This window comes from Chitinophaga sp., assembly GCF_036566945.1.
In the GTDB taxonomy this organism is placed as follows: Bacteria; Bacteroidota; Bacteroidia; order Chitinophagales; family Chitinophagaceae; genus Chitinophaga.
Window position 1 is genome coordinate 1 of the sequence record NZ_DATCVJ010000032.1, and the last position, 5,847, is coordinate 5,847.

A 5,847-nucleotide genomic window follows, 5' to 3' on the forward strand; every position below is an offset into this window, starting at 1 on the left:
ACTGATTTTGATGATTTTGATGATTTTATTTTTGGGGATTATAAAAAGATTTGGGAAGATATAAGCGGATATTCGCTCCTATCTTCCCAAATCTTTTAAAACTTACTTTTTAAATCTTACAAAATAAAAAAAATCATCAAAATCATCAAAATCAGTATAATCCTGAGTAAAAAATCAAACACCCTCCGCTACTTTTTTCAACCCCGTCAATATTGTTTTCCAGTTTTCTTTGGAATGATCGCAGGCTTCCTGATTGGCAAAGTTCGACTGGGTAATCGTAAACTGCGTTTCCCCATTCCCATTTCCCTCCAGCTTGTAAACAATCACTGAATAGTTTTCAGGTATATCTTCCTGGCCGCTGCTCAGGTAACTGTAGGATAACAGCTTTCCCTTTTCCACGTCCAGCACCTCTCCTTTTTCTTCATAATGTTTTCCTTCCCATTCGCCGGACCAGATCACCGGGCTGCCTTTCTTCCAGTCGCTGTCTACATCTGTTCCGAAAAAATAGCTTTTAATTTTCTCTTTATCGGTGATGGCACTCCACACGCTGGCTGCGGGTGCATGAATGCTGATAGATGCTGACATTGTTAATTGCTTGTCCATAATAAAGTATTTTAAATTGTACTACAATATTAGGCCACCACGACCCGGGCGGATTGCATTTTACGGATTAATTCTAACCGAATTGGGAGTAACCCCGAATTTCTTTTTAAAAGCATTATTAAAATGCTGTGGAGTGGAATAGCCCAACTCATAGGCTATTTCCGCAGATGTTTTTTGCGTATCCAGCAAATATTGATTGGCCAGCTGCAAGCGCTGTCCGGTTAAATATTCGAAGACGGTGGCATTAAAGGTTTCCTTAAAACCACGTTTCAACTTATATTCGTTGAGCCCTACCAGTTGTGCAATCTCCGTAAGACCCGGCGGATCATTCAGGCGATCATTAATAAGATCTCTGACAGCAATTATTTTTTCCTTGTCGGTTTTACTTTTTATAAAGATGTCTTTTTTATTTGCCGCGTAATTATATGCTTCCGCAGATAACACCAGCAATTCGATACTTTTTGATAACAGGAACAATTTCTTCAGTTGTCCCGTAAAGCGGCAGTTCATAATCTGCCCGATCACCTGTTGGGTAGCATTATCAATAGGTCCCCAGTTTTCCGAGAGCAGGGCTTCTTTTCCTGCAGTTACGTGCTCACAAAATCGTTGCAGGTGTTCATTGCCTGTTTGGGTGAACTCAATGAACAGGGCTTTGGGAAACTGTATGCCAAAAGTTTCTATCTCGTTAGCTTTCGGCTGCACCTCGATTTCAAAACCATTGGAGTACATAATATTGTGATGGCCGCCCACCAGGTCGAAAGACCGGTTCAGCTGTTTATAGGAAAAAGCATAATCTCCTTTCAGCCCAAAATGCAGGCGTACAAAATCGCTGTCATTGCTGGTATGCATATGATCTGGTTTCCGGTAATCCGTGATCGTATGCGTCAGCCGGATTTCATCGGAAAACCAGTCCGTAACGGTAGTTACACTATTCGGCGTCGTTAATTCAAATTGTTTATCGTAGTTCGTCATACCCCTTAAAATTACGAATAATAACTACCTTTAAAAAAGTGCCTTATTTACCCCTCTTCTTTGAAATGCACAACTATTTCTGTTGTTAGTACAATTTTCCGGCCGCATCGCCGGTATATCTTTGCGTCATCAGATTATCAATTATAAAAGCAGATTATCTTATGGAATACAGAACATTAGGAACAACAGACGTGCAGCTGTCTGCCATTGGTTTGGGCTGTATGGGCATGAGTCATGCCTACGGTGAACCCGATGATGTGGAATCTATTGCCACATTGGAAAAAGCCCTGGAAATAGGTATTAACTTCTGGGATACCGCCGATGTATATGCCGCCGGCAAAAATGAGGAGCTGATATCCAAAGTGTTGAAGTCTCACCGCAACAAAATTTTCATTGCCACCAAGTTTGGCTTTTCGATGAATACCGAAGTCCGTGCAGGCAACTTCGACGGTTCTCCTGCCTATATGAGAAAGGCCGTGGAAGCCAGTTTAAAAAGACTACAAACAGATGTGATCGATTTATACTACGCACACCGTATTGATCCGAATGTGCCGGTAGAAGAAATGGTAGGTGCGATGGCTGAGTTGGTAAAGGAAGGTAAAGTACGTTACCTGGGACTGTCGGAAGCTTCTGCCAATACTCTCCGCAAAGCATATGCGGTACACCCTATCAGCGCTTTGCAAAGTGAATATTCCCTGCTGACCCGGGATGTGGAAAAAGAGATCCTGCCGGTGTGTAAAGAACTGGGCATCTCCTTCGTGCCATTCAGCCCGCTGGCCCGTGGCCTTGTGATCAATGACCTGGACATTACCAAACTGGGCGACAAAGACTTCAGGAAACAATTGCCCCGTTACCAGGGCGAGCATGCCGAAAACAATAAACTGCTGGCTACCGGATTTGCGGAACTGGCCGCCGGTAAAAATTGTACGCCCGCTCAACTCGCACTAGCCTGGGTACTGGCACAGGGAAATAACATTATCCCCATTCCAGGCACCAAAAGAAGAAAATACCTGCTGGATAATGCCGGCGCAGTAGACGTTCACTTAACGGCCACCGATTTGCAAAACCTCGAGGACCTGCTCCTCAAATACCCAAATACAGGGGACAGATATAGTGAAAGTATGAACAAGCTGGTGGATAGGAGCTGAGATAGCTGTTAGCTATTAGCTTTTAGCTTTTAGCTTTTAGCTTTTAGGAAATGCAGCGGAGATCAACATATCATCTTCTCCGCTGCATTTCCTAAAAGCTAATAGCTAAAAGCTAAAAAACGGATACAACGCTGTTTCCACATGCGCTTCCTTCATATACCCCTCCATTTTACGGGCAATATCCGGATGTGTGGCGGCCACGTTCTTCGTTTCCGCCGGATCCGTGGTTAAGTCGTATAACTCCACTGCCGCATCAGGATGCTGCTGTGCCTTTTGCCTCACCGCCTTCCAATTGCCTCGTCTCACCGCCTGACGGCCACCATCTTCATGAAACTCCCAGTAGAGATACGGGTGCTGTTGTTGTCCTTTACCACCGGTTAAAGTTGGCAGTAACGAAACACCATCTGTATAGGGCATGGCCGGCGCTTTGGTGAGCTGTGCCAGCGTAGGCATAATATCCCAGAAAGCGCCCTGGAACGCGTTGGTACTGCCGGCCTTTATTTTTCCGGGCCAGCGGGCAATGAAAGGCTCCCGGATACCGCCTTCGTACAGGTCGCGTTTCACGCCACGGAAACCGCCGGCACTGTTAAAGAACGCCGGATCAGCGCCGCCTTCTGTATGCGGACCATTATCACTGGTAAAGATCACGAGGGTATTTTTATCTAATCCCAATGCTTTCAGGTGAGCCATTACTTCTCCTACATAATTATCCAAACGGGTCATCATGGTAGCAAAAGTAGCGTGTGGATAAACCTGGGAGGCATAACCGGGTACAGTCGCTTTAGGACCATAGTCGTTGCCTTTGTAAGGCTTTTCCGCAAACTTGCCTTTGAAATGTTGAAAAAGACTATCATCCGGTACCTGCAACTCTGCATGTGGCAAGGTATAGGTCAGGTAAAGAAAGAATGGTTTGCTTTTATTTTCTTCCAGGAATCGAAGTGCCTGCGCCTGAATCATGTCCGGGGCATAGGTGCTCATTCGCTCTAGCTGCCCGTTTTCCGGCAGCACTACTTTGGTTTCATTATCCCAGAGATGTGTGGGGAAGTAGCGATGCGATTCGCGCTGACAGTTGTAGCCATAGAAACGATCCGTTCCCTGTTTCAGCGGATCGCCGGAAGACCCTACCGGTCCCAGTCCCCATTTGCCAAAAATACCGGAAGTATACCCTGCTTTTTTTAGTACTTCCATGATCGTTACCACGGTGTCGGCTATAGGTTGCTGCCCTTCCGGTTGTATTTCCTTATTGCCACGGATAAAAGTATGTCCGGTATGTAAACCTGTGACGAGCGATGCGCGGGAAGGCGCACAAACTGAAGTCCCGGCATAAAACTGCGTAAACCGCATGCCCTGCTTCGCCAGCTGATCAATGTTCGGGGTGCTGAATTTTTGCTGACCATATGCACTGAGGTCGCCATAGCCTAAATCATCTGCCAGAATAAAAACGATGTTGGGAGTGGTCCCCGCTTTTTGTTGTGCTTTCACTGGTAGTGCTAATAGCGCCAGTGCTGCTGCGGGTAGCAGTTTTGTCAAAATGTTCCTGTTCATAGTTCGTTGCTCTAAGCCGACCAAAATACAAAGTATTCCGGAAGTATTTACAACAACGGGGCGGATAGCGCAAAACATTTAGCCTATCCGGCAGTAACAGCATTTACCATTGCCATCACTGCCTTTGCGCTGTTACTGCCGGGAGGCTTCATCGTATATCGTTTACATAATGGACGTACTACATCTTAAACACTTTGCCGCCCACCATTACTTCCTGGGTAGCTTCGTCGAAAGTAGCTTTCATGCCGGTACGATAGGCAGCGTTGCCCATGATCAGTGCAATAGAGTGTGAGTAAGCTGCTTCAATAGGTGCATTGGGCTGCTTACGTTCACGCACACACGACATCCAGTTACGTACATGCGCATTCGTGAGTGGGTCGCCGCCGGTGTTGGCACTGGTGGCTGCAGCTTCTTCGTTGCTGAGTGTCTGAGGTGTCAGCAGGTTGGCATGCATACCCATCTCCTGGGCTTCTCTTTCCGTGAGACCGCCGGTAGCGGTTATTTTGTTGGTAGACATATCGATGGTGCCACCATTGGAATAATAGATTTCTTTGGTACCGCCGGCAGAGTTATGAAAACGGCTGCTGTAACTCACCTGGAATCCGTTGGCAGGATCGTTTTCCGGGCCGTAGTCAAATACAGCGGTGAGGGTATCCGGATTTTTACGGCCATCTTTCCACACATAGATGCCCCCATTGGCAACGGCGCTACGCGGATGTTTGAGGCCACTGAACCAATGCACGGTGTCTATCTGGTGCGTCATCCACTGACCGAAGATACCGGAAGAATATGGCCAGAAGAGTCGGTATTCCAGGTATTTGCGTGGGTCCCAGCTATCCTGCGGACGGCCGCACAGGAAGCGTTTCCAGTCGGTATCAGATTCGCGGATCGACTGTACCAGGTCCGGGCGACGCCAGCGACCCGGCTGGTTTACATTCCAGGTCATTTCCACCATGGTGATAGGACCAAACTTTCCTTGCTGGATAAAGTTGGCGGCAGCGTGGTAGCTGGTACCACTGCGGCGTTGTGTACCTACCTGCATGATGCGGCCGGATTCTTTTACCGCTTTCAGCGCGCTGCGTGCGTCTTCCATGGTTTCAGCAAAAGGCTTTTCACTGTATACATCCAATTTGTTTTTTACTGCGGCAATGGTGTGATAAGCATGCTGAAAGTCCGGAGAGGCAATGAACACAGCATCCAGTCCTTTGATATTGTACAGTTCATCATTATTCATACATGCCTGTACGTTATGCCCGGTTTTCTGCTCCAGGAAAGCCTTTCCTTCTTCCCTACGCCGGTTCCAGATATCAGATACCGCGATCAGGTCGAAGTTCAGCTCTTTGTTGTTATTGAAAAAAGAGGGTAACAATGCTTGTCTCGCGCGGTCTGAAAAACCAATCAGACCTACATTTACACGGTCGTTGGCGCCCATGATGCGGGCATAGCTGCTGGCTGGCATACCCATAGCACTGATAGTAATACCGGCTCCTGCCAGTAAAGATTGTTGCAGGAATTCCCGCCTTGATTTTATTGCTGACATATAAAGAAGTTTTCTGTTTTTGTTACGTGGTTGTTGATA

The 5,847-nt window shown here is 46.9% G+C and carries 5 protein-coding genes; 1 reads left to right on the forward strand and 4 read right to left on the reverse strand.

Going from position 1 to position 5,847, the window contains the following annotated elements:
• Window positions 1-174: 174 nt before the first annotated feature.
• Together VIP81_RS00935 and VIP81_RS00940 are read right to left on the reverse strand one after the other, a co-directional pair.
• Window positions 175-603 (reverse strand): SRPBCC family protein, encoded by a 429-nt coding sequence (locus VIP81_RS00935; protein ID WP_331956597.1) that lies wholly within the window; start codon window positions 601-603, stop codon window positions 175-177.
• 60 nt (window positions 604-663) lie between these two features.
• On the reverse strand, window positions 664-1,575 hold the full coding sequence (locus VIP81_RS00940; RefSeq protein ID WP_331956598.1) for an AraC family transcriptional regulator: 912 nt from the start codon (window positions 1,573-1,575) through the stop codon (window positions 664-666).
• Between the two features lie 161 nt (window positions 1,576-1,736).
• Between VIP81_RS00940 and VIP81_RS00945 the strand changes: the two genes are divergently transcribed.
• Complete coding sequence (locus VIP81_RS00945; protein ID WP_331956599.1) at window positions 1,737-2,723, forward strand: aldo/keto reductase; 987 nt, start codon at window positions 1,737-1,739, stop codon at window positions 2,721-2,723.
• Between the two features lie 105 nt (window positions 2,724-2,828).
• On the opposite strand, the gene VIP81_RS00950 is transcribed toward VIP81_RS00945, so the two are convergent.
• Window positions 2,829-4,268 carry an arylsulfatase gene (locus VIP81_RS00950; protein WP_331956600.1) on the reverse strand — a complete coding sequence of 480 codons (1,440 nt, stop codon included), beginning with the start codon at window positions 4,266-4,268 and terminating at the stop codon, window positions 2,829-2,831.
• Between the two features lie 178 nt (window positions 4,269-4,446).
• Window positions 4,447-5,808 carry a Gfo/Idh/MocA family oxidoreductase gene (locus tag VIP81_RS00955; RefSeq protein WP_331956601.1) on the reverse strand — a complete coding sequence of 454 codons (1,362 nt, stop codon included), beginning with the start codon at window positions 5,806-5,808 and terminating at the stop codon, window positions 4,447-4,449.
• Between the last annotated feature and the right edge of the window lie 39 nt (window positions 5,809-5,847).